This window comes from Halomicronema sp. CCY15110 (genome assembly GCF_016888165.1).
GTDB lineage: Bacteria > Cyanobacteriota > Cyanobacteriia > Phormidesmidales > Phormidesmidaceae > Halomicronema.
The window spans coordinates 1-683 of record NZ_JACSWC010000023.1; the positions used below are offsets into that span (position 1 = coordinate 1).

The 683-nt window shown below is 49.3% G+C and carries 1 protein-coding gene; it reads left to right on the plus strand.

Annotation, left to right across the window (positions count from 1 at the left end):
* Nucleotides 1-78: 78 nt before the first annotated feature.
* Nucleotides 79-300 (plus strand): hypothetical protein, encoded by a 222-nt coding sequence (locus JUK32_RS00115; RefSeq protein ID WP_204136846.1) that lies wholly within the window; start codon nucleotides 79-81, stop codon nucleotides 298-300.
* Nucleotides 301-683: the final 383 nt, after the last annotated feature.

Consider the following 683-nt stretch of genomic DNA (forward strand, 5'->3'; position numbering starts at 1 on the left):
TCATGGCAACTCTCAGGGGGCACAGTGATGGGTTGCCTCTAGCATGTCACAGACCCTTTTTTCTTGCGCTTACCCTGTTTGCCCCCCCATGAACTAACCATTCTCATTAACCAAGCTCTCAGACCCAAAGCATGGTTTAAGGCGGAAGTCAGCTATGACGATCGCCAGCTTGCCAAAGATGCTGGATTTCGTTGGTATGCCGCAGATAAAACATGGCGACGACGTATGGCGATTGAGGATACATCTCAATTATCTTTTCGGGTCATTCAACTCCAGGCCAACATGGAGGTCAAAGTTTAGTTTTTTGACAATTCGATTGGAGGAATATGGGGGAATATTAGAGGGATCTCGAGTTGAGATCGCTGAAACCCTTGAAATGTACGGTAGTGTTCTAGACCTGTGGAAAGCGATCGATCATATAGCGCGGCCAAATTCGTAGCGGTTGATGAACAGCCCGATGACGGTGTCATCCCAGATTTCTCACCAGGGTGTTTCAAAGGCAGCTGAGCCTGCGCGAATGGCCTGAGATTTGTACGATGCAAAATGACACCAACTTCGGCAGGTCGTGTCCAGCCCTGAGGAAGTGCTTATACCCTGCGCTCAGTTCAGCGTCAGGGAGCAGAGCATACCCATGGGTCGAAGTGGTCAAGGAGCTAAATTGCCGATGGTGAAATTCCGAGAAA